The sequence below is a fragment of the Oceaniferula marina genome (assembly GCF_013391475.1).
In the GTDB taxonomy this organism is placed as follows: domain Bacteria; phylum Verrucomicrobiota; class Verrucomicrobiia; order Verrucomicrobiales; family Akkermansiaceae; genus Oceaniferula; species Oceaniferula marina.
This window is the reverse complement of the sequence record NZ_JACBAZ010000001.1, coordinates 313,819-335,552: the sequence shown is the minus strand read 5'-3', so window position 1 is coordinate 335,552 and position 21,734 is coordinate 313,819. Positions and strand designations below refer to the sequence as shown.

At 50.9% G+C, this 21,734-nt stretch carries 20 protein-coding genes; 9 read left to right on the top strand and 11 right to left on the bottom strand.

What is annotated here, in order from left to right; translation table 11 throughout:
• The first annotated feature begins 62 nt into the window (after positions 1-62).
• The 9 genes from HW115_RS01295 to ispD all read left to right on the top strand — a co-directional run bounded on the left by HW115_RS01295 (position 63) and on the right by ispD (position 10,483).
• Positions 63-4,511 carry a lamin tail domain-containing protein gene (locus tag HW115_RS01295; RefSeq protein ID WP_178930770.1) on the top strand — a complete coding sequence of 1,483 codons (4,449 nt, stop codon included), beginning with the start codon at positions 63-65 and terminating at the stop codon, positions 4,509-4,511.
• A gap of 94 nt (positions 4,512-4,605) precedes the next feature.
• Positions 4,606-5,427 (top strand): hypothetical protein, encoded by an 822-nt coding sequence (locus HW115_RS01290; RefSeq protein ID WP_178930769.1) that lies wholly within the window; start codon positions 4,606-4,608, stop codon positions 5,425-5,427.
• Between the two features lie 312 nt (positions 5,428-5,739).
• Positions 5,740-7,248, top strand: a complete 1,509-nt coding sequence (locus HW115_RS01285; protein WP_178930768.1) for a cellulose synthase family protein — start codon at positions 5,740-5,742, stop codon at positions 7,246-7,248.
• Positions 7,249-7,395: 147 nt separating this feature from the next.
• Positions 7,396-7,965, top strand: coding sequence for a L,D-transpeptidase family protein (locus tag HW115_RS01280; RefSeq protein ID WP_178930767.1), 570 nt, complete (start codon positions 7,396-7,398; stop codon positions 7,963-7,965).
• Positions 7,966-8,183: 218 nt separating this feature from the next.
• Positions 8,184-8,441 carry a 30S ribosomal protein S20 gene (gene rpsT, locus HW115_RS01275; protein ID WP_178930766.1) on the top strand — a complete coding sequence of 86 codons (258 nt, stop codon included), beginning with the start codon at positions 8,184-8,186 and terminating at the stop codon, positions 8,439-8,441.
• 113 nt (positions 8,442-8,554) lie between these two features.
• Positions 8,555-8,788: a hypothetical protein gene (locus tag HW115_RS01270; protein ID WP_178930765.1), complete on the top strand. Its 234-nt coding sequence runs from the start codon at positions 8,555-8,557 to the stop codon at positions 8,786-8,788.
• An 11-nt stretch (positions 8,789-8,799) separates the two neighbouring features.
• Positions 8,800-9,261, top strand: coding sequence for a transcription elongation factor GreAB (locus HW115_RS01265; RefSeq protein WP_178930764.1), 462 nt, complete (start codon positions 8,800-8,802; stop codon positions 9,259-9,261).
• A gap of 61 nt (positions 9,262-9,322) precedes the next feature.
• The gene (locus HW115_RS01260; protein ID WP_178930763.1) at positions 9,323-9,778 is read left to right on the top strand and encodes a GatB/YqeY domain-containing protein; all 456 of its coding nucleotides are present in this window, start codon (positions 9,323-9,325) and stop codon (positions 9,776-9,778) included.
• A gap of 33 nt (positions 9,779-9,811) precedes the next feature.
• Complete coding sequence (gene ispD, locus HW115_RS01255; RefSeq protein WP_178930762.1) at positions 9,812-10,483, top strand: 2-C-methyl-D-erythritol 4-phosphate cytidylyltransferase; 672 nt, start codon at positions 9,812-9,814, stop codon at positions 10,481-10,483.
• Positions 10,484-10,560: 77 nt separating this feature from the next.
• Here the strand turns inward: ispD and HW115_RS01250 are convergent, their stop codons facing one another.
• The 11 genes from HW115_RS01250 to HW115_RS01200 form a co-directional block, all read right to left on the bottom strand.
• The gene (locus HW115_RS01250; RefSeq protein WP_178930761.1) at positions 10,561-10,950 is read right to left on the bottom strand and encodes a Co(2+)/Mg(2+) efflux protein ApaG; all 390 of its coding nucleotides are present in this window, start codon (positions 10,948-10,950) and stop codon (positions 10,561-10,563) included.
• Positions 10,951-11,005: 55 nt separating this feature from the next.
• Positions 11,006-11,551 (bottom strand): peptide deformylase, encoded by a 546-nt coding sequence (def, locus tag HW115_RS01245; protein ID WP_178930760.1) that lies wholly within the window; start codon positions 11,549-11,551, stop codon positions 11,006-11,008.
• Positions 11,552-11,601: 50 nt separating this feature from the next.
• Positions 11,602-12,033, bottom strand: a complete 432-nt coding sequence (locus HW115_RS01240; protein WP_178930759.1) for an ExbD/TolR family protein — start codon at positions 12,031-12,033, stop codon at positions 11,602-11,604.
• 18 nt (positions 12,034-12,051) lie between these two features.
• Positions 12,052-12,720, bottom strand: a complete 669-nt coding sequence (locus HW115_RS01235) for a MotA/TolQ/ExbB proton channel family protein (protein ID WP_178930758.1) — start codon at positions 12,718-12,720, stop codon at positions 12,052-12,054.
• Positions 12,721-12,855: 135 nt separating this feature from the next.
• A complete protein-coding gene (locus HW115_RS01230; RefSeq protein ID WP_178930757.1) occupies positions 12,856-13,674 on the bottom strand; it encodes an SH3 domain-containing protein in 819 nt (272 codons plus the stop codon).
• The gene (locus tag HW115_RS01225; protein WP_178930756.1) at positions 13,671-15,521 is read right to left on the bottom strand and encodes a BatD family protein; all 1,851 of its coding nucleotides are present in this window, start codon (positions 15,519-15,521) and stop codon (positions 13,671-13,673) included. The genes HW115_RS01230 and HW115_RS01225 overlap by 4 nt, the downstream gene beginning before the upstream one ends.
• An 11-nt stretch (positions 15,522-15,532) precedes the next feature.
• Positions 15,533-17,611: a vWA domain-containing protein gene (locus HW115_RS01220; protein ID WP_178930755.1), complete on the bottom strand. Its 2,079-nt coding sequence runs from the start codon at positions 17,609-17,611 to the stop codon at positions 15,533-15,535.
• 13 nt (positions 17,612-17,624) lie between these two features.
• Positions 17,625-18,686: a vWA domain-containing protein gene (locus tag HW115_RS01215; protein WP_178930754.1), complete on the bottom strand. Its 1,062-nt coding sequence runs from the start codon at positions 18,684-18,686 to the stop codon at positions 17,625-17,627.
• Complete coding sequence (locus HW115_RS01210; RefSeq protein ID WP_227021208.1) at positions 18,683-19,618, bottom strand: hypothetical protein; 936 nt, start codon at positions 19,616-19,618, stop codon at positions 18,683-18,685. Before HW115_RS01210 ends, HW115_RS01215 begins: the two co-directional genes overlap by 4 nt.
• A 64-nt stretch (positions 19,619-19,682) precedes the next feature.
• Positions 19,683-20,570, bottom strand: coding sequence for a DUF58 domain-containing protein (locus tag HW115_RS01205; RefSeq protein WP_178930752.1), 888 nt, complete (start codon positions 20,568-20,570; stop codon positions 19,683-19,685).
• A gap of 127 nt (positions 20,571-20,697) precedes the next feature.
• Positions 20,698-21,684 carry an AAA family ATPase gene (locus HW115_RS01200; RefSeq protein WP_178930751.1) on the bottom strand — a complete coding sequence of 329 codons (987 nt, stop codon included), beginning with the start codon at positions 21,682-21,684 and terminating at the stop codon, positions 20,698-20,700.
• Positions 21,685-21,734 lie beyond the last annotated feature (50 nt).

Genomic DNA, 21,734 nt, shown 5'->3' with positions numbered 1-21,734 from the left:
CGCATCCAATTCTGCAATAATTATTGCATTGCCTAAGGGAGTCGTTATGGTGCCACATCGTTTTGAAGCGCCACCCTTACCTTTTCGGGCTTTTTATTCTCTCATCGCTTTGTGCGTATGGGGCGGAGATCCTGTGGCAAGCGCCTCAAAACATCACAGGATCATTGGATGATTTCAATGCCGATGGTGAGCCGGTCCTGTTGTGGAGCGGCGGAAACGATAGCATTCGTCTGGAGGTCGATGGTGTAAATTTAAATTTTGCGCCCGGGGTCAACTTAAGTCGTGGAGTGGTTACCAATATGGACCCTCACAACCGTGGAGGGGACAACGATTACGAACGCCTCCTCGGAACAATGTCATGGGCCAGTAGCACGGAAGCGATCGATCTACCAGGTTTGGTCCCAGGTCACCGATACCGTTTGCAGGTTTGGATGGCGGATACTCGTTCAGCATCCACTCAGGGGAGAAAAAAAACGTATGACAGCGGTGCGGGTTCAGCTCAAGTGATTCTCGACAGCGGCCCCCCATCACAATTTGTCATCGGAACCTTTACGGCTGACTCTGATCGACAAGTGTTGCGTTTTGTGGGGGGCTCAGATGGCACGCACCCTCAATACAACATCCTTTCACTTCACGACCTGGGATCGCCCGTTCCTGAAATCAACCATTTCACAGCCTCCGCGGGGCCACTGTCGTCACCCACAGGCATTCGGATTACCTCCGGGGAAGAGCTTGTCTTTTCCTGGTCAGTCACCGGAGCGGACAGCGTCACGCTTTCTCCGGACGTCGGAGTCGTCGAACCGTCAGGAACCATCACGTTGAGCCCTGATGTTCATACCACCTACACGCTCGCAGCCACGAATGAACATGGCACAAGCAGCCAGAACGTCACAGCATTTGTCGATACCACGCCATCCCCTCCGAGGATCAATGAAATAGTAAGCTCCAATAATGACGGGCTGGAGGATGCGGACGGCGACGCTGAAGATTGGATCGAGCTCTACAACCCAAACCCGCACGTCATCGATGCTGGGCAGTATGCCCTCACAGATGATCCGATGCTGATCCAACGCTGGCAGATCCCTTCCGGAACCCCCATCCCCGCAAACGGCTACCTTCTTCTTTTTGCATCAGGCAAAAACAAAAGTGATCCTGACTTACACACGCATTTCAAACTCAATCAACAGGGTGAGTATTTGGCCTTGGTCGATTCGTCTAATGATCGCCTGATTCAACAGTGGCCGGAAAACTATCCGACGGTCGCAACGTTTCCTGAAATCAAAGAAGACTGCAGTTACGGTTACAACGACACCGGTCAGTTCCGTTTTTTTGCCACCCCCACCCCTGGAGCGGACAATCCGGCCGGCGTGTTGGGGTTTGTGGGCGACACAACATTCAGCCATAAACGTGGATTCCATGAGCAGCCTTTTTCCTTGAGTATCACCAGCGATACGGAGGGTGCCACCATTCGCTATACGGAAGACGGCACCGAACCCGGCCCGGATCATGGTGCGATCTACTCCTCCCCCATCCCTATCGATAAAACGACGGTGATACGTGCCATAGCATACAAGGATGGCTACGAAGCAACCAATATTGACACCCAGACCTATCTGTTTGCCACTGACATTATTGCATCCGCGGTGATGGACGCTGCGATCACGCAGGATCCTAGCTATTCACCGCAAATGTTGGACTCGCTGAAAGCCTTGCCGGTGATTTCGCTGACCATTGATGATCCGGATGCCGTCGACAACAGTTCTGAACGCAAAACTTCCGTTGAGATGATTTTTCCAGACGGAAGCAAAGGTTTTCAGGTGGATGCCGGAGTCTCCCACTTTGGCGGTTACTATACCAATTTCGCTAAAAAAAATTACCGTCTCTATTTTCGCAAGGCATACGGCCCCGGGAAATTAAAGTTCCCCTTGTTCGATGGGTTTGAAAATGGATTGGGAGCCGTCGACTCGTTTGATGCATTGGATCTACGCACCGGATCGCATGATATGGCTATGCGAGGAGCCTATCTATCAAACCGATTTACCGATGACACCATGCTGGAGATGGGACAGATCAGTCCTCATGGTCGATTCGTTCACATTATCCGAAATGGAGTCTACTGGGGGCAATACCACCTGAGAGAACGATGGAGCGCTTCCATGGCGTCAGAATATTTCGGCGGTGAGAAGGATGATTATGAAGCCATCAATGGCAACGCCAACGTCGGAGGTTGGTCGCCGGGCGTTGCCTACGACGGCGATGGCAGTGGCTGGGAAACCATCAAGCAACGCGCTGCAGCCGGAACCCCTTGGACCAGCCTGCAGAGTCGGGTGGATCTTGCCAACTACCTTGATTTCATCTTGATGTATGACTTTGGCAGTTCTGAAAATGAATATCGGAGTTTTCTCGAGCCTGTGGACGACGGTTTGAAGATGCGGATTTACCTGAATGATGCCGACGGCTATCTCAACCCCACGGGAATTGCACAAAATAACGATGCCGGAGGGCCTGGCAACCTTTTGGGATACCTCAGGTCTGAGAATCATCCTGATTTTACCGTCTTTCTTGCTGACCGGATCTACCAGCACTATTTTCACCAAGGCGCATTGAGCCCACAAAAAAACATCGCCCGGCTTCAGCGCCGAGTCGATGAAACAAGCTTGAGTTTTCTGTGTGAATCCGCCCGCTGGGGGTATCGCACCCCGACATCCTGGCTCAACTATCAGAACAATCTGGTCAACAACCAGTTCCCTGCTCAAACAGCATCCAGACTTTCTGATCTGCGCCAAAAAGGTTGGTACCCTACGGTGGATGCTCCGGAGTATAACCAGAATGGCGGCGTGGTGAGCCCGGGGTTCGGTGTCACGATATCCAATCCCAGCGGAGGAGTGGTGTATTATACCACGGATGGTAGCGACCCACGACTAACTGGAGGGTCTATCAACCCTGCAGCCTCAAACACTCCGGGAGTATCGTCCGGTTTTACAACACTGATCGACAAAGGAAGCACTTGGAAATATCTCTCCAATGGCATCGATCAAGGAACGTCATGGGTCACATCCGCATTTAACGACATGTCTTGGTCCTCCGGACTTGCGCAATTCGGTTATGGCGACGGCGACGAGGTAACGCAGCTCAGCTACGGCTCGGATAGCAACAATAAATACATCACCAGCTACTTCAGAAAAAAATTCACCGTCGATGACGCCGCAGACATGCAGACCTTAAGTCTGAGTTTGCTTCGAGATGATGGAGCCGTTGTTTACCTCAATGGTGTGGAAATTCTCCGTTCAAACATGCCGGATGGTGTGATCCAGTATGCGACACTCGCCAACGCAGCCATCGGCGGCGACGCAGAAAAGGCATACACTCAATTCAGTGTGCCGATAGACACACTACTCGAGGGGGAGAACGTGATCGCTGTTGAGATCCATCAAGTAAAGGCCACCAGCTCGGATATCAGCTTCGACCTTAGCCTGACAGCAACAAAAGAAGCGTCGGCCGAGGCTGATCTAATATTGCAACATGACACCTTGCTGCAGGCCCGTGTGCTCAGTGGTGGTATCTGGAGTGCGCTCCACCCGGCATCCTTTATCGTATCAAACACCCCACTTGCGCCAAGCCCTGGCTCGCTTGTCCTATCGGAAATTCACTACCACCCGTCACCTCCAACACCCGATGAACTTGCCCAGTCACCGACTCTCGACGATGGTGATTTCGAGTTTCTTGAAATAATGAATATTTCAAGCTCCCCGCTTCGCCTTGACGGCTCAACTTTCACCGACGGTATTGATTTTGTGTTTCCTGAAGATAGTATTCTACGGCCAAATGAGAGGTTGGTGGTCGTCAAAAACCAAGACGCGTTCCGGATACGGTATTCAGGAGGCTCGTCTATTGCCGGCACCTTCAGTGGAGGTCTTAAGAATAGCGGCGAGCGTCTTGTTTTGGAAGACCCCGAGGGTGTGGTCCTGATAAGTATGAGCTATGGCGATGGAACGGATCGTGAGCTCCCCGGCGATTTATTGTGGCCATCCTCCCCTGATGGAGAAGGTTACAGCCTCGTTATGATTTACCCGCAGGCAGGCGGCGATCTCAATTCTCCGGCTCTCTGGAGGCCGAGTACGCTGCCTCATGGCTCTCCCGGAGGTGATGATGCCACGGTGATTGCCATTGCTGAAGATCGCGACCGGGATGGATCGATCGCTCTGCTGGAAGCAACACTGTGTGCGGACGACCAAGATGCATGTGTGAGGCCCCGGACGCATGTTACCATGCTCGAACTCGAGAATGAAACCAATGAGCTAAAAACATACCTTGGTCTAAGCATCACCCGGAACCCCGCAATACCGGCGACCGTTCAGCCCTTGATCTCAAGCGATTGCAAGGACTGGCAAGCTGGGGCTATCCTGCACGAGCGCACAATGCATAATGACGGAACGGAAACGTTACTCTACCGCTTCCCTACGCCTTATTTCGGGAACCCTCAGTTCATGAGAGTCCAGGTCTCGCACTAATTGAATAAGGCTGCCTCATCACCATCGACTTCTTCGAGTGATATTTGTTCGCCGTCTTGACCAGCCAAGGCGAACCATGTTATTGCTTTTCACCATGAAAAAGTATCTTTCCCCTTGGTTCTCCGGATTACTCATTGGACTAACTTTGACTGGAACCCTGCACGCGGATTCTCTGAAATCAAGTTACGGTGATCGTCCCTGGGATGTCCCCCACTCCATCTACAAAGGGAGTTATGGAAACACACAAGGCATTTTTGCAATCCAGTGGATGGGGACAAAGGTCAGAGGGAGTTTTATCCAGGGAGACCAACAAAAAGAACTCAGGTTGTATGGCGACAACTCACAACAAGGGCGGGTCATCATGGAAGTTTGGGATAAAGACAGGCAAATCGGTAGCCTGCCACTGGTAAAACTCAAACGGCAAGATGGGCTCAGCTGGGTAGGCACGATGCACGTCACCGAATTGCTCTCGATCCCTATCGCAATGCACAAATACAAGCCGTCCGGCAAAGAATCGCTGAGCAGTTCTTCCAGTTATTCAGGGACTCTCGGTAAGACGCGTATTCGCGTGCATCTCGATTGGTATAAAAATGGTAGAGTTCTCGGTCGATACAGCAATCTGAACACCGGACAATCATACGATTTGGAAGGTTACAACTATGCACAAGGGAAGGTTTATCTCAGCGAGTGGGATGGCAACAATAGCGATGTCGAAGGAAGAGCGATTAGCGCTAGGATTGGACTCAAAAAGCAAACCATCAATGGAAAGCTTCGCTGGACCGGCCGAATGTTCAATATGGATGGCCGCATCTTTGACATGTCCTTTTCCCGGGGGACTCAAGCAACAAACGCTTCCACCAATACAAAGAAGAAGGAAGATGATGATAAGTCCCTGGAGCTTAAATTATTGGAATAGAACGTAAGCTTACTCCCCCCCCCTTAGTTCTCTAATAAAAACTACTATCTCAGACCTTACCCACCAAATGAGGGGTCATTAATTTTCATTAAATATATGCATTTTTTGCATTTAACTTGAACGAGGGGCGATTTTTCTATTAAATCAAGAAGTTATCTTGTCAGTCTTCGCTTGACAGCGTGACTGGTATTTGGTTATGACCCGCCCGCCGGACGCCCAGAGAAAGAAACAACAATACGTCGTATTTTTCGATTTTTCGACAGCTCTTGCATCTCAATCCTTTAATTTTCACCCCACAAACACACTATTATTATGGAATGGCTCTGGTATATCTCTTACTTTCTCGTCCTGATCTGTCTTGCAGGCTACGGCTTTCACCGCTTGATGATTCTGGCGCTGTATTTGAAGCACGCTCATAAACGCCCGGAGCCAAAAACTCATTTCAAAGAGCTTCCGGTAGTGACGGTTCAGCTCCCCTGCTTCAATGAAATGCATGTGATGGAGCGCCTGATCGACTCCGTCGCCAAACTCGACTACCCCAAGGACAAGCTGCACATCCAGGTTCTCGATGACTCGACTGATGAAACCAGTGAGATTTGCCGCAAGGAAATCGACCAATTGGTGGAGCGCGGTTACGATGCTGAATACATTCACCGGACCGACCGCACAGGCTATAAGGCTGGGGCCCTGGAAAATGGAACAGCATCAGCCAAAGGAGAATTCCTTTTCATTCTGGACGCTGATTTTGTCCCGAACCCGGACGTGCTGCAAAAAACCATTCATTATTTCACCGATGATAAAATCGGTATGATCCAGACTCGCTGGGAGCATATCAACCGCACTTATAATGTGCTAACCCGCGTGCAAGCGATGTTCCTCGATGGGCACCTCGAGCTTGAGCAAACGGCGCGTAACCGCAGTGGCCGTTTCTTTACATTCAATGGAACTGCAGGTATGTGGCGCAAATCATGTATCGCTGAAGCTGGAGGTTGGGATCACGACACTCTTACCGAGGACATGGACCTCAGCTATCGAGCCCAGCTCAAAGGATGGAAGTTCATTTTCCTCAATGATGTCACCACCCCTGCCGAGCTTCCTGTTGACATGGAAGGATTCAAGAGCCAGCAACACCGCTGGACCAAAGGCTCCATCCAGGTTTGCAAAAAAATCTTGGTCGATATCTGGAAAAGCAAAGCTCCTCTCTACTGTAAGCTTGAGGCAACGGCTCACCTGACTTCCAACTTTGCCTATCTCGCGTTGTTGATGCTTTGTTTCCTGATCTACCCGAAATCACACTATCAGCCAGATCTTGGATGGCTCACTGAGATGGGATGGTCCGAACATATGCTGAACTTCCCCATTTTCTTCTTCGGTAGTGTTTCTGTCGCCATGTTCTACATCATGAGTCAAAAGGCACTCCGCCCGCAGACCTGGTTGAAGGACATTCTTTACCTTCCCTTGCTGCTGGCTCTTGGAATTGGCATGTCTGTCAATAACGCCAAGGCCGTGCTTGAAGCCATTTTCAACCATGAAACCGGATTTGTCCGTACGCCGAAATATGGAATCAACGGCGTAGAAAAATCCAAGGCTCCCAAGTCCAGTCGCTATAAAGCCATCAAATCCCTGACGCCTATCGTCGAGCTCGCCTTTGGTATCTTCTTCATCGTCGTGGTCGTCGAAAACATGGTGAATGCCAATTGGGTGGCCTCAGTGCTCCTAATGCCTTTCCCCGTAGGTTTTCTCTACACCTCGATCAGCTCAATCAAGCAGCAGCTCCCTACTGTTTTTGCAGCCAGAGCCGCAGAGAAAGCAAAAAACTAAACCGTCCCCCCGGTATCATTTATCATTCGGGTGCTGAGTCCGAATGATTGCCGGGACAATGATTGCGGCATTCCGATGTCGCTCCTCGTCAGTGTGATTCCTTGTTACGATCGACCTTTCTCAAAAGCACTTGGTATATTCTGCCTCGTGGCATGTCTCATACTGACAGCCTGCAGCTATGGAGACCCGAAAAACCGGGTGATCGTCAGTGTCAAAGATCAAAAAATGCTGCTCGTCCAAGGGAGCGAACCGGTTAAGACCTACCCCATTTCCACCTCCAAGTTTGGCTTGGGTGACCGTAGAGGTAGCCACTGCACCCCGGTAGGCCGAATGGAAGTTGCTAAAAAAATTGGCCGAGGCGCCCCCTCCGGAGCCGTCTTCAAAAGTCGCAAGCGCACTGGCGAAGTCCTAAAACCTAATGCTCCAGGGCGCGACCCCATTGTGAGCCGAATTATCTGGCTAAACGGCAAGCAACGCAGCACGCGCAATGCCTACGGCAGATTCATCTATATCCACGGCACCCCCGAAGAAAGAACAATCGGCAACCCCCGAAGCTATGGATGCATCCGGATGAAATCCAAAGACGTGATCGATCTTTACCGGTATTTGGGAGTGGGCTCCACCGTTGACGTCATTCGCGGACCTCTCGTTCATACGCCTGCAGGCCAAGTTTACTACTCTCCGGACGAAGCGTTACAGCCGGTTGCGGGTAATTGACCCGCCCCCATCTCAATTATTTAAGAAAAATGTAGCATTTTCCTGAGCATCGAGCTTGACATGGGGTAAAAAACACGTAGGTTCGCCGCCCCGAATCAGAGCATTCGTGGTGCAGACGACCTTATTGAACCCCGCGATCAGCGTTCTACAGACCGATCAATGTTCAGCAGTCGAATCATCCGGCGCTCACTTTACAAAGACCTTTACCTTTCTAAACTATGGCCAACAATCCATCCGCTCTCAAACGTGTGCGTCAAAACAAAACTCGCACAGACCGCAATAAGACCCTCACCAGCCGCATGAAGACCCTTCGCAAGAAGACCCTTGCTGCAGCTGAAGCCGGCGACAAGGAAACCGCTCAGAAAAGCTATTCCGAGTTCTCCTCTGCCGTGGACAAATGCCTGAAGAACAGCATTATCCACAAGAACAAAGCGGCCAACCTCAAGAGCAAAACCAGTAAGCATCTGGCCAGCTAACGGCAATCAGCCAAAGCACCCATTTTATGAGCGGTCCCGGTGTTTTCCGGTGCCGCTTTTTTCGGCATTTGTCATAGACAAGTATCCGTCCCGTATTATTAGTATTTCTACCAATGACGCCATCATCCACCAATCAATCACGCATTGAAAAAGCCAAGGAAATTGCCAATAACCCAGGCAATTACAAGGTTTGCGAAGGCTGCGACTCCATCGTTGGCTCAGCAACGGTGATTTGCCCGAATTGCCACGGTTACCGCTTCGACGACGGAGCTTCCCGGGTGGTCGATCAGGCAGTGTGGCTTGGGTGCCGCGAACAGACGTCCGTTACAGCCGAAGACCTGAGCTAAATATCATCAACATGGATAAACAGGCCATCGTCGATCAGCTTTGCGCACAGCTTCGCCGACAGTGGGAAAGCATGACGGAAGCTGCCAAAAGCACCCACCATGCAGCAACCGGTGAAGAGTCCAAGCAGGAAGGAAAATACGATACTCGAGGGTTGGAGGCATCCTACCTTGCCGAGGCCCAGGCTGAACAGGCTCAGCAACTAGCCCGATCACTGCATGCCTTGGAATCCATGGTATGCGATGCACAGGACCCGGGATCTGAAATTAGCCCTGGCTCCTTGGTTGAGCTCGAACAAAATGGGGAATGGTATTACTTTTTACTGACACCCTCTGCCGGAGGCCTCACCATCCCCTACGAAGGAGGTGAACTCGTCACCCTGTCCCCTGAAGCACCTCTCTACCAGCAGTTGCTTGGTTGCCGTGCAGGAGACTTGATCCCTCCCGACGACTTGATCGTCCTTGATGTCCAGTAATCCCGGCCATCCAAGCGCATCTAAAAAAAACGGCACTCGACTGCCACAGAACAATGAAGCCATGAACAACACGACCCAACAAATCACCGACGATATCAAAACGGCCATGCGTGAGCGCAACAAGATTGCACTCAATGTGCTGCGCGCACTCAAATCCGCAATCACCAACGCCAGCATCGACAAAGGAGGTGCCGGAACGCAACTCGAGGAAAACGAAGTCGTCAACGTGATCCGAAAACAAATCAAGCAGCGCCTGGATTCTGTCAGCCAATATGAAAGTGCCGGTCGTAGCGAACTCGCCGAAAACGAAAAGGCAGAAATCACCGTGCTGGAATCCTACCTGCCAGCAGCCCTCAGCGTGGATGAAATCGTGGCAGCCGTAGAATCTGCGATCACCGAAACCGGAGCCGAGAGCAAACGGGACATGGGCAAAGTCATGAAGCTTCTCCAGGCAAAAACCGAAGGGCGGGCTGACGGAAAAATCCTTTCGCAGGAAGTCATGAAACGTCTCAGCTAATCGCCTCCGTCCCACTCACCCTCACAAAAAAACATGAAATTAGCCGCCATCATTGTCGCTGCAGGATCAAGTCGTAGAATGGGCTTTGACAAGCTGCTAGCAACCTTGGGGTCAAAAGCCGTGCTTGAGCACAGCATTCAGGCATTTCTCTCTTGTGAGGATGTCGAGGAGATTGTTGTCGTCTGCCCCAAGGAGAGGTTTGACGCACTCGACCTCGAATCGCTGACCTCTTCCGGTAAAAAAATCCGCCGAGTCAACGGAGGCCGCGACCGGCATGACTCGGTAGCGGCCGGACTAAGCTTGTTGGAAGACAATGCTGATATTGATTATATCGCAGTCCATGATGGAGCTCGCCCACTGATTGCCAATTCCCAAATTTCGATAGTATTTCACGATGCCCAGATCTATCGATGCTCCGCATCAGCGCGGCAGGTCACGGAAACAGTCAAACGCGCCAATGCCGAGGATGTCGTCATTGAAGCGGTGGACCGGGAACAATTGTGGTTGATGGAAACTCCACAAATCTTTCAGGCCGATCTACTCAAGGAAGCTTACCAACACGTGCTCTCACAAGGGGCGCGTGTAACCGATGAAGTTTCCGCGCTGGAGCTGATTGGGTGCTCGACGCACCTGGTCCCCAATCCGGGGCCCAATCCCAAAATCACCTACCCCCACGATATCGTTCAGGCTGAAAAATTTCTCTAGGAATTTTTTTGTGGGGCTTCTCGTGAGCTAAAGCGGTGCAGGTGCTCTTTATTGCTCATTCCACAGAAGGTCTCGCCTCACGCCCAATCAGGAATCTCCAGCGTGAATGCCGGAATCGAAACACGGACGTGTTTGCCGGTGTTGGTGACACCAAAGAAGGACCCCTGAACTGAGGCCTGCCTCGCCGTGATATGGTAGCTGTTGTAAGAAAAATCCTCGCCGGGCTCCAGCACGGGAGATTGACCGACGACCCCATCACCTTCAACAACGGTGACTTCCCCGTCTTGCTCGCGAACCACCCACTTCCTGCCCATGATCCGAACCCGTTCAACCGAGTCGTTGACGATGGTAATAAAGTATACAAAGGGATGCGGTTTGTCTGCCGGTGCATCCAGGCTGGGCATGTAGATAACATCATCCACACGAACCTGTAGTCCTTCAATTTCCTGATATTGAGGAGAAGACATGGGTACTTCAAGGGGGGGTAGAGACAAAACTCAAAAAAGCCGCCGAGGCTGGAGGCTAACGCGCCGCCAGACGCCGTAATTTACGCTTTACGCTCACCTTGGCCGCCGGGCTGATCCGATCGATAAAGAGAATGCCGTTCAGGTGATCCACTTCATGCTGGATGGCTCGAGCAAGCAAGCCGTCTGCCTCCAGTTCAATCACCGAGCCATCGAGTTGCGGTAAGGTGGCTTTAACCACACTCGGACGCTTCACATTGGCCCGGATATCGTGGATGCTGAGACAACCTTCGGTGTCGCTTTCTTTTTCACCGTCGAGCACGAGCTCCGGATTGATGAACACCAGGGGCATCACCTGATCCATGGATACATCTTCACCATTCACTTTGAGAAAAGAAACACATTCCGGGTCATGGGAAACATCAACGACCGCCATGCGAATATCCTGGTTTACCTGAGGAGCCGCAAGTCCCACACCATTGGCATCCACCATGGTTTCAATCATATCCTGAGCAAATTGCTGTAGATCATCGTCAACGACTTCGACAGCTTTACATTTTTTTCGCAGGATGGGGTTTCCGTATTGGGTAATTTCAAGGATCATAAGACATGGCCCGTGCCGGGCGGTGATGGTTTCTATTAACGGCACTTTGTTTACTCGTCGAGAGCAGACTCCGGGATTTTCACCCGGGTAGGAACATCCTTAGGGTTGATTCCGGCTTCAATCAACGCGTTTTGTACGATGATGAAGGTTTCCAATGGTAACTGTTTATCCGGCTCCAGCTCGAGCTTTCGCTCGGGATACTGTTCACGGAACAACTTGAGGTAGTTGACCAGCATACCATCGATAACGCGTGTGGCGTCCAGAGTGATCGACCCGTCGGCGGCAACGGCGAGCACAGCTGCAGGCTCCACCACTTGCGTGGTTGCCGAGTCCTGGGCCAGAGCCAGTTCAATTTGCAGAACCTCACGTTTTTTCTTCGGATCGTATTCCACCGCGAAGTAAATCAACAAAATCATCAGGATGTCGATCAAGGGCAAGATCGGCACCAAGGGGATTTTTCGTTTGGGGCGATAGAATTCCACAACGTGTCAGCTAAAAGATTACGCGTCGTCGTGACGACCAAAAAAGGCTTGTTGATGGTGGAATGCCGAAATGACTTTCCCCATGATCACTTCCAACCGGGCTGCCATTGTTTCAATTTTACGGTTGAAATGGCTATGGGCAATCACCGTGGGAACAGCGACAGCGAGTCCCGCAACGGTTGTATTCAATGCGATTGAAATCCCCTGCCCCACACTGGCGTGATCTGCAGATTGGCCGACATGGGCAAAGACAACCACCAGTCCGCTGGCCGTTCCCAGCAGCCCAAGCAATGGCGCAATCGTAATCACAACCTCAAGTGCTGACATACCGGCGTGCATTTTGACAATTTCCTCGCGGGCTGCCGACTGCACGGCCTCTTGCACCTTGCCCTCGCGCCTGCCGGCATTATGTAACGCCACATCGCAAAGTCGGGCCAAAGCCGTATCCCCCGCGGAAAAAATCTGATCCAAATGGTTCAGATGCCCGGCTTCCAAATAGGATTCGATTTGCTCCACCTCCGATACCAGTTTGTCTGGCATGACAAGAGCCTTGCTAACCGTCATCAGCTTGAAAACGATCACGGCCACCGCGATAATGGAACACAACAGGATGGGGATCATAAACCATCCACCTTGGCTGAAAAACCCCCAAACGGTTTGCCACGCAGGCGGATCGGAAGAATCCATGAGTAATTGAAAAGTCGTCATAGGAAATGTGATGCATAGGAAATGCACCATATGGGACGAATTTCCAGTAACAAATGGTATTTCTTCTGTCTTAACCTCAAACCACCAAAGGGGCTTGCTGCGTCAAGTCTCCCTTCAATCCTCCTTCACCCTCCGAATCGCCGATTGAGGCAGCCAACAGGTTTTCCTGTCCAAGAGACGGACATGGCACCAATCCCCCCGCTCTTCAAGGATAGTGAATTCGGTTCCTGCGTGTAGAGGTGAGTTGAAGGCGTTGCCATAAATATAGCCGTTTCCGTGACGAGCAACGATTTCGCGTTCCACCACCACTCCGTCGACATCATTATCCCAAGCGCAATAACTCACCCACAGTGAGGAGCCAAACACAAGAACAAGAAATGCTCCCGCGCTCACGCCAGCCAAAGTCCACCCGTTTTTAGGAATCTTTCGTAAGAGGTAGGCCGCCAACAGTCCCCAAACCGCAAAATGAGCAAAGCCAAAGATCAACAGGCGAAGACCGAACGGCCAGCGATGCCAAAAACTCAACACTCTGGTGATTTTCTGACTCCGGGATTCCTCTAACTCATCAATGGCCAATGATCTCGCGTACTGCAGGTTGTGTTTGGCTTCCCCCTGCAAAGGGTCCATGTGCAGTGCGCGTTGGTAATTCAAAACGGCATAACCATGCTCTCCCGCAAAAAAATAGGCATTGCCCAGGTTGGTGTGCAATTCCGCAGACTTGAACTCCTGGCGATCAAGCAACTGCTGGTAGAGCAAAATTGACTCCAGATAAAGCTCCTTGGCCTCTGCCGGGTTGACCAACGACTCCTGATTCGCCTGATCAAACAAACGATTGGCTCGGACAAAGGCGTCGCTTGAAGACTCCTCCGCGCAAGTGACAGCGGATACTGCTGAGATTACCAGCAGGGTGAGAAAGAGAAGAATGAATTTCATATCGATTGATCAATACGTGTAATGGTGGTTTGAACGGTGCGGATCAAGCTGCGAAGGTCATCGCTTGTTGGGGGGGGCGCTTTCTCACAAAATTGAGGTTCCTGGCATTTGGTATACAGCTCTTTGAGTTGTTCCAAGAGTTCCGGATCAATACGTCCACCGAGTCGTTTCTCCAAATCCGAAAAAGTGTGAGCCTGCTCGACCAAGTTCAATTGATCGGCAAAGTACCCGCGCATTGCCTGGTTCAAGGGTAAGAGTAAGCGGTGGTCCTGATCGTTTGGGGCTGCTGCGGAAACTCTCGCTAGATTCCGACGAAAACGGCGCATCGCGGAAGCTGATCTGGCCCGAACCGGGTCATTTAATCTCAAGCGGTAGGATCTGCTCGCCAGATAGATTGCAGCAAAAACAAGAGGAGGCATCAGTGAGAATACAAGCAGGCACTGGAAACGGCTCAAACCAAATAAACCATCAGGGGTGAGACTTTGAAAATTGGCTTGGATCCCCTCATTGTTGGCAATCACCTGATTGCGCAGTGAGTCCGAACCGCTGAGCTGTGCATCAAAGGCCGTTGCCATCTCACTTGCCTTGACCGTGATGGGGATGGGGTCGGATGCTGCGACGCCATACTGTTTGGATGCGGGGTCAAAATATGGCAAACGTATGGCCGGGATCGCGGTTACATCCTGCCCCTTGGGCCGCAAGGTTCGAACAAAAGTAATGCTTTGTCCTTCAATCTTACCTCTGGATTGTTTGGGGGGGATGGTAAACTGACGGGTGAAGGCAAGTTGCTCAGATAGCGATGGAAGCTCTACGACTTCAGGATACGGACATCCCTCAACGACGATGGTCAGAGTGATGGGGTCTCCAGCACTTACCACCTTGGGGCTAGCCTCAACCGTCACGCTACGGTTACCCACTTGCCCGGCAAAATCGTCAGGTTTACCGGCAAGAGGCAAAGGTAAAACCCTCAATGTCTGCCTCGGAGAGGATACATAATATTTGGCAAACGACTCATGATCGATCGACTCGAAAAAATTGTTGTTAAAGTAGCTCGGGTAATTGGTTTGCCAGCCACGGACCCGCTTCTGATTTTCGGGTGGAGCGATATAGGAGCCAAGCAAGGTCGCCGGCTGGAGTGAAATTTCGCCCTCCCGCTTAGGGATGGCAATTTTGGCAAATGACACCGTGTTGAGGTGAACTCCGGCTTCTTGTATGGCCTCGTACCGGGCAATCAATCGGGTATTGGATACCGGGAAGCCAATGGCAGCTTTGTCATCACCGTCAATCCAGTGGTGCGGTGAACGGATGGAAAACCGATGATCATAAAACAAGGGAATTTGAAGCTGGATGGCGCGAAAGCCGCTCAGCGGCAAGGGTGACTTCCAGACATAGTTCACCTGAAAGGGTTCACCGACGTAGAGATCCCTTTGAGGGAGCTCACGTTCCAGTCTTAACCCCGGGTAGACTTCAGGCTTCGCCACGTCGATCATGTCTTCCTCTTCCGTAAGCAACACCTCCTCGTCGGCTTGAACTTCAAGCACTGGCATCATAATGGTTCCAGGAATCATCGGGATCATTCGATACCGCACCGCAACGGACGGAGGATTGGTTTGTGGCATTTCGACCTTCTCAAGAAAACGAATGCTCAGCTCATCATTGCTCTCAGGTTCTGACACCTCGACCTTTTTGGCTCCACTGACAAGGATCTCATAAGTAAATGACTCACCTACAAAAAAGGACTTCGTTGATTTGCCCACATGAATCTTCGGGCTCTGAGCCAAAAGAACCTGGGAGCAAATAAGCCCTGTCAACAGGATGGCCCACACCCTGGGTATGCGTTGATACATATTCATCATTTTTACCAATCTTTATCTACGGGTTTCCCTTTCTTCTTAGCTCCGGCCGCCTGCCGGGCTTCCTGCATTTCCTGACTCATCCGGATCACCTCTTCCGGTGAATTACTAGGCGGCGGTAAATCGATGGACTCAAGGTCGGTTTTGCTTTGCGAGGATTCAGACATCTCGCCATCATCAGCTTCTGATGATTCCGACTCCCCCTCATCCCCGTCACTTTCTTCGCCCTCATCACCTGACTCGCTTTCTTCATCCGACTCACCTTCCTCCTGATCTCCATCCTGACCACTCCCCTCTGAATCCTGGGGTAATGCCGCCAAAGCATCTTGCAGAGACTGCATCGACGCCCTCCCTTTTTCAAGGGCTCCCGGCCAGCTGGCTGAAAATACCATGATGCCCTCACGTTGATGAAGAAAGGCCGTGGAAACATGCTTTTGGGATTGCGCCATGGGCGTCAGATCCTTGGGCACTCCTTCAAAAAAGGTTTCGTTAAAACGAATCAACAGCGCCGACACTCGGTCTGTTCCATCGGCAATTTTTTGCTCACGTGACACCCACTCCTCGAGTGGTTGGTCCTCAGGTTCATCTGCCTGGGGCAGGTTCTCCCCCTGTCGTTCGATCAGGGAGATGAGGCGTTGACGAATGAGCTCCATTGCAGCCTGCATCTTCTGCCTGCGTTCCTCGTCCTGCTTGATTTTTTGTTCCATCTTCCGACGGGCTGCGCGCACGACCTCATTGTTGATGGCTGCTTGCAAATCGGAATCATTCTGCCTGAGTAGGCGCCGGTACATATCGACACTTTGATTGATTAACGCGAGTGCTGTGTAGTCATTATCCACTTGCTTTGAAAGCTGGTAATAGGCATTGCCCAGATTGTAACTCAAGTCTCGTGTCATCGTCTCCCCCCCCCGGTTTTTCAAGGCCGACTCATATTGTGCGATGGCGTCCTCGTAATGACCTTTTCGGTAAAAGCTGTTTCCCTTGGAAAAAGCAGCCTCGGTTTCCCCGGCCTCGGCCTGCCCCACCCCGGCGATGATGGGAATAAGTAAAGCCAGTACCATCGAGGACTTGATCAAGGTTCGACGAAAGGTGTGTGGAGTGAAGGCCATTACCACCAAAAGAAAAATCGACAATGCGATGAACACTTGAAAGATCTCGTCGTAATCAATCACACTCTCTTCTGCCATCATTTGCGTCCCCCCTTGTTCACTTAGGCGTTTGTAAATATGAGCGAGATTCATTCTGCGTTTTCCAACAGGTAAATACGCAGCCTGCTCCGTCCGCTTTACAAGACCACTCAATTGAGCTCCATCCATCTTGGTCCAAACCTCTTGCCCCTGATACATGACAAAGTCAGATGCTCCTTTGCTTGATGGAATGCGAGCCCCCTGATCAGGGTCTCCCATACCAATGGCAATCAGACGGATCTGCAAGGCATTCATTTGATCAATCGACTGCCCCAGACCACTGCTCTGGTCACCTCCGTCCGACAACAGCACGATGTCTTTGTAGCCGTGGTCCTGATCGGAAAACAACTTATCGCAAACCTTAAGCAAAGCGTCACCGATACGGGTCCCCCCATGAGCCACACTATCCGGACCCACTTTTTCCAAACTGTTCAGGAAAAAATTTCGATCCGTTGTCAAGGGGCAGGCAATGGATGACGAACCGGCAAAAACGACCAAGCCCACCCTGTGGTCCTGCAGACTCACCACACACTCAGCAATTGCATTTTTCGCGACCTCCAGTCGGTTTGGCTGCAAATCATCTGCGAGCATACTTTTCGAGACATCCAATAAAAAGACAAGGTCCCGGCCGTCCCGCTGGATCAGTTTGGGGTGCGGGTTGACAGCCGGACGCATCAGGGCAATAACAACCATCAGGCAAGCTCCAATAAGCAATCCCAGACGCCACGGCTCCATCGAATAATGAGAACGTTTCGCTTTGCTTCCCCGGTCACTTTGTCCGAATCTTGAGAGGTCTCGGCGCTGTTTCGCCAGACGCAACTGAAACAACACGACCATTACCGGCACGAGCAGCAATAGGACGATCATCCAGGGTTGGTAAAAGATAAGCTCTTTCATAAAAAGTCGTGCTTTAGGGTGAAATCCTCAAAATCGTTGAACTCAGGGCATAGCGAACCAACAAGAGAAGTAAGGCAGACAGGGCATAAAAGGTAAACGCTTCATCATATTCGATGTAGTCGACTTCTTCGAGTTTGGTCTTCTCGAGCGTGTTGATTTCCTTGTAAACCGACTGGAGCGAGTCCATGTCATGGGCCGTTCTAAAGACGCCTCCGGTCGAGCTTGCCATCTTTTCGAGCACACGGTCCGACTCCGATCGGGTGTCTGGTCGGAAAAACTTACCGGCATCGGTTTGGATCATTTTAGGCTTCGCGGTTTCTTGCAAACTGATGGTGTAAATGCGTATACCCCATTCTTTGGCCATGGATGCGGCTTGTAGAGGCATCTGGGTTCCGCAATTATTTTCTCCATCGGTGAGCAACAAAATGACCTTACTTTTCATCGCGCCATCTTCGCGGTCTTGCTGTTTGAGTTGAGCTGCAGCAAGTGCCGTTGCATCACCATAAGCGGTCCCGTCCTCGTTCGGGCGATCATTGATCGTCAACTCCCGGATAATATGAACCAAGGCATCGTGCCCGAGCGTCATAGGGCAGATGCTGTCGGAATATCGAGCAAAGGAAACTACGCCGATGGTATCGTCCGGCCTGCCGCTCAGGGAGTCACCATCACCAATGACAAATTGCTCCATCACTTTTTTTGCAACCTCCATTCGGGTCATGGGTCCGTCAGGCGTCTGGATATCCATATCCATGCTGCTCGAAACATCCACTAACATCTGAATTGCAATCCCCTCGCGGTCCTGCCTGGTTCCAGTCGATTCAATTTGCGGACGAGCCAGACAGGCGATCAAACAGATTAAGGCGAGATGGAGGCAAAGTGGCGGAATAAACAATAAATACTGACGCCATGTTTTTACATGCTCACCAAACAAAGCAACCGAGGAATAGACAATGGCATCCTGTCGCCTTAAGCGACGCTGATAGAAAGCGATGATTGGCAGCAGCAGCAATAGCCAAAACCATTGTGGTGATGAAAAAGCCGTAGGAAACCACCATTCAGAGTTCTGCCAATTCATTGCATGTCCCCCTTCCCTTCAACCATGACACCATTGCTTGATTCTTGGATCACCTGCTCGATCCAAAAGAAAAAACTTCGGCATAGCTGTTCTGCGTCACCTTGACTACGCGCCCCAGCGTATTGATAGCTATTGTACTTCGATATCAATTGCTGCAACTCAGCATGTATCGGCTTGCTTACATCAAGGTGTTCAGAAAGGTGGTGAAAATCGTTGGAGCATAATTTCCAGTGATAAACAGCTGAGAGTTCCCTGGATAAAATAGGTTCAAGATTCATCAGTGCTTCCTCAGGGTCCTGTGTCAGCAGGAATCGACTATCAGGAAGTTGCCTTGCGTTAGAAGATCGATCACCCCCACGAAAAAATTTCCGATAGAGAAAGATTCCGATCCCCAGACACACCAGAACGAATAACGCGAGGGCGATCAGATAAACCAGCATACGGCCAGTGGAGAGTCGGTACTCCGGTCGGGATTCCTCCACAATATCTTGAAGTTTGGGTTCTGAACCGGGTTCATGTAAAACCGACACAACCTCCACAGAAATAGACTCTGTATGGATGGACCTCCGCCTTCCATCAGACTGAATCACTTCTACAGGGAGCGCCTCGACAGTTTGCTTACCAGGAGCATCAGGAAATAAGGTCAGGCTCACATCCTGCTGAATCCATCCATGCTCATCGAGATGAGGTAAACTGGTATGATGCTCCAACACATCAAATGTCCCCCAGCGGTGCCCCCATTCGGGGAAAATCAGTTGCACCCCCTGCCGGTGACGAGCTTGCAGGTTAACCTCAAGACCTTGACTTGTTTGGATGCGTGTCTCGGATACCCGCAGGGCCAAGGTGACGTCAGACTCCTGAACTACCCCGACCTCTTGGTTTTCCGCCTGCGGTTGCTGCTCGGATTGGCATGCACTGAAAAAACATACCATCAAACAGGCCGACAAATGAAGGAATACCTTTACCGGAGAACGCCTCCATAGTGGTTTCAGAGAATCAAACATCGGCACTCCTCGTATAGCGTTCCCTGAAAAATTGAATGATTTCGTATAGATAATCATCATCTGTGGATATATCCAACAACTCTGCATTCACTTCGTGACACAGATCCTTCAATTGCCGTTGATGTCGCTCGGATTGTTCCGTCAATCTCGCTCTTAGCCCTCCGTCCTTACAATCAATGGTTCGAAGTTCCCCGCTTTCCGCGTCTCTGAATTCCAGCATCCCGGCGGAGGGCAACTCGGATTCACGTGGATCTCGGATCGAGACACAGATCAAATCATGTGCGTGAGCTACATCCCCCAATGTCCGTTCATAACCGGTATCAAGAAAGTCGGAAAAAAGAAAGGCCACACACCTTCTTCGACGCACCTGTTGGAAGTATTCCAATGCTGCTTTGACATTGGTTCCTTTGCTCTTGGTTGGATGCCGCATCAGATGATCGACCATTCGCATCACCTGATTTTTCCCTTTGCGTGGTGGAAGGTGAAACTCGACATCACCGGCAAAAAGAATCAAGCCCACATTATCATGGTTGTGAACCGAGGCAAATGCCAACAAGGCAACAATCCGGGCCATCACTTCCTTTTTACTCATTTCCGAGCTTCCAAATTCACCCGAAGCCGAAACATCAACCAGGAAATACAAGGTGAGTTCCCGCTCTTCCATAAACGTCTTCACATGGGGACGGCCAATCCTCGCTGTTACATTCCAATCAATGGAGCGGACGTCGTCACCATGCTGATACCCCCGGACATCTTCGAACTCAATACCCATGCCTTTGAAGCTACTTCGGTACTCTCCAGCCAGCATTTCCAACACAGCCTTCCGACTGTAAATCTGGATATGCCTGACTTTGCTTTCGAGCTCTTTCTGGTTCAGCATGGTGTGGAGATGAGTCGGATAAAATACCAACGGTTACAAGGGACAAGCCCCGGCAGAGGAAACAAACAAAATAGCTGATGATCAATGATTACGGTCGCTCACCCATAGTAAAATTTCCAATGGCATCCTACGTCTCGGTGACCGTTTCGACCGAAGATAAAATTTTACTGAGAATCGACTCCACGTTTTTCCCTTCGGCTTCGGCTTTATACGTAATCGAAATCCGGTGGCGCAGCACATCCATGGCAATCCACTTCACATCCTCAGGAATAACATAATCCCGACCTTCCAGCATGGCGTGTGCTTTCGCTCCTTTCAATAGAAAGATACTCGCTCGCGGAGATACACCATGATTGATCAGTGGTTTCAGTTCACTCAAACCATAAGTTTCAGGGTGACGTGTCGCATCCACAATCTTGATGACATAATGCTCAAGCACTTCGCTGGTGTGGATTTGGTCAAGGCTGGCGCGCATGCTTAAAATATCTGCCGACTCCATGACCTTCTGAACCTCAAGTGTCGGTTGATTCACAGACATGCGGCTCATGATCGCATGTTCCTCTTCAAGACTTGGGTAATCCACCAGAACCTTCATCATAAACCGGTCCAGTTGAGCTTCGGGAAGCGGATAGGTTCCCTCTTGTTCGATTGGGTTTTGAGTCGCCAAAACCAAAAACGGTTCATCCAAACGATAGCTGTCGGTTCCGATGGTGACCTGCTTTTCCTGCATGGCCTCCAATAATGCGCTTTGAACTTTTGCCGGAGAGCGGTTGATCTCATCCGCAAGCACAATATTGGCAAATACGGGCCCTTTATGTGGTGTAAACTCACCACTTTGTTGATTGTAAATCAAGGTTCCAATCAGATCGCCTGGAAGCAAATCCGGGGTAAATTGGATTCGGCTGAAATCCACCCCCAAGGTTTGAGCCATGGTGCTCACGGTTAACGTCTTGGCCAAGCCCGGAACCCCCTCAATCAGAACATGCCCGTTACAAAGCAAACACACCAACAAGCGGTCAACAAGATCTTGCTGACCAACCACGACCCGACTAATCTCTTTCCTCACCTCGGTCAACTGAGAGTTTTCTTGTTCAAATGGTATGGTTTCGCTCATGAGTCGTAGTATACTGGGTGCCGTATGTGCTTCTGTCTATCAAAGATAGC

Coding starts and splice junctions, on each gene's coding strand:
- HW115_RS01290 (WP_178930769.1), top strand. CDS start 4,606: ATGAAAAAGTATCTTTCCCCTTGGTTCTCCGGATTACTCATTGGACTA.
- HW115_RS01285 (WP_178930768.1), top strand. CDS start 5,740: ATGGAATGGCTCTGGTATATCTCTTACTTTCTCGTCCTGATCTGTCTT.
- rpsT (WP_178930766.1), top strand. CDS start 8,184: ATGGCCAACAATCCATCCGCTCTCAAACGTGTGCGTCAAAACAAAACT.
- HW115_RS01270 (WP_178930765.1), top strand. CDS start 8,555: ATGACGCCATCATCCACCAATCAATCACGCATTGAAAAAGCCAAGGAA.
- HW115_RS01265 (WP_178930764.1), top strand. CDS start 8,800: ATGGATAAACAGGCCATCGTCGATCAGCTTTGCGCACAGCTTCGCCGA.
- HW115_RS01260 (WP_178930763.1), top strand. CDS start 9,323: ATGAACAACACGACCCAACAAATCACCGACGATATCAAAACGGCCATG.
- ispD (WP_178930762.1), top strand. CDS start 9,812: ATGAAATTAGCCGCCATCATTGTCGCTGCAGGATCAAGTCGTAGAATG.
- HW115_RS01250 (WP_178930761.1), bottom strand. CDS start 10,950: ATGTCTTCTCCTCAATATCAGGAAATTGAAGGACTACAGGTTCGTGTG.
- def (WP_178930760.1), bottom strand. CDS start 11,551: ATGATCCTTGAAATTACCCAATACGGAAACCCCATCCTGCGAAAAAAA.
- HW115_RS01235 (WP_178930758.1), bottom strand. CDS start 12,720: ATGGATTCTTCCGATCCGCCTGCGTGGCAAACCGTTTGGGGGTTTTTC.
- HW115_RS01230 (WP_178930757.1), bottom strand. CDS start 13,674: ATGAAATTCATTCTTCTCTTTCTCACCCTGCTGGTAATCTCAGCAGTA.
- HW115_RS01225 (WP_178930756.1), bottom strand. CDS start 15,521: ATGTATCAACGCATACCCAGGGTGTGGGCCATCCTGTTGACAGGGCTT.
- HW115_RS01220 (WP_178930755.1), bottom strand. CDS start 17,611: ATGAAAGAGCTTATCTTTTACCAACCCTGGATGATCGTCCTATTGCTG.
- HW115_RS01215 (WP_178930754.1), bottom strand. CDS start 18,686: ATGAATTGGCAGAACTCTGAATGGTGGTTTCCTACGGCTTTTTCATCA.
- HW115_RS01210 (WP_227021208.1), bottom strand. CDS start 19,618: ATGGTATGTTTTTTCAGTGCATGCCAATCCGAGCAGCAACCGCAGGCG.
- HW115_RS01205 (WP_178930752.1), bottom strand. CDS start 20,570: ATGCTGAACCAGAAAGAGCTCGAAAGCAAAGTCAGGCATATCCAGATT.
- HW115_RS01200 (WP_178930751.1), bottom strand. CDS start 21,684: ATGAGCGAAACCATACCATTTGAACAAGAAAACTCTCAGTTGACCGAG.